The organism is Pseudomonas sp. NPDC088885, assembly GCF_044750025.1.
Lineage (GTDB): Bacteria > Pseudomonadota > Gammaproteobacteria > Pseudomonadales > Pseudomonadaceae > Aquipseudomonas > Aquipseudomonas rustica.
The window spans coordinates 1-1,040 of sequence record NZ_JBIVJB010000266.1 but is presented as its reverse complement, the minus strand read 5'-3'; the positions used below and the strand labels follow the sequence as shown (position 1 = coordinate 1,040).

The following is a 1,040-nucleotide window of genomic DNA, read 5'->3' as shown; positions in this document are numbered from 1 at the left end:
AAAACCGCGCAGCAGCATGACCATGGCGACGATGATGTACATCACGCCGATTTTCTTGTGGTCAACCGAAGTCAGCCACTCGGTCCACAAGTACGTCCACTTCTTGAAGTAGGTGATTGCAGCGAACAGCGCCAGACCACCGAGGGCGATCATGGCGATGGTCACCATCACGATCGGCTCGTGGAATGGGACTGCTTCCCAACTTAATTTACCAAACATCGTTTACTCCTCTGCCCCGGCAGCTGAATGCGAACTCGAGTCAATTTCCGTGGCCGCCACTTCTTTCTCTTTCTTCTCGTGCTTCAGCGGCTTGCCCGGCTTCATACCTTCGTACTTGTCGACGATGATCTGGAACTGGTTCGGCGTGACCGAGGAGTAGAGCTCGACTGGGTTGTTCTGGCTTGGCTTGGCAAGGGCTGCGTATTCAGCTTGATCAAGCTGTTTAGGTGACTTCTTGACTTCACTTACCCAGGCGTCGAAATCTTCCTGAGTGGTGGAAATAGCTTTGAACTTCATGCCGGTGAAACCCGCGCCGCTGTAGTTGGCGGAGATACCGTCCATTTCAGCGTTACGGTCAGCGATCAGGTGCAGCTTGGTCTGCATGCCCGCCATCGCGTAGATCTGGCCGCCCAGACCCGGGATGAAGAACGAGTTCATCACAGCGTCAGAGGTGATCTTGAAGTTGATTGGCGTGTGCGCCGGGAACACGATCTTGTTGACCGTGGCGATGCCTTGTTCCGGGTAGATGAACAGCCACTTCCAGTCCAGCGCGACCACTTCGATGGTCACAGGCTTGACGTCGGATTCGATCGGACGATACGGATCCAGCTCGTGAGTCGAGATGTAAGTGATGTAACCCAGGGCAATGATGATCAGAACCGGGATGGTCCACACCGCCACTTCGATTTTGGTCGAGTGCGACCATTTCGGGGTGTAGACGGCGTTCTTGTTCGACGCGCGGTATTTCCAGGCGAACAGGAAGGTCATGACGATAACCGGCACAACGACCAACAGCATCAGCAGGGTCGCGGTGATGATCA

General features: G+C 54.8%; 1 protein-coding gene and 1 pseudogene. Both read right to left on the bottom strand.

All coding sequences use genetic code 11. The features are described from left to right. Nucleotides 1-219: pseudogene (locus tag ACIP1X_RS29125) on the bottom strand (cytochrome o ubiquinol oxidase subunit I); the annotation flags it as partial. Between the two features lie 3 nt (nt 220-222). Further along, a partial coding sequence (gene cyoA / locus ACIP1X_RS29120; RefSeq protein ID WP_400756006.1) for a ubiquinol oxidase subunit II occupies nt 223-1,040 on the bottom strand: 818 nt, incomplete at its 5' end.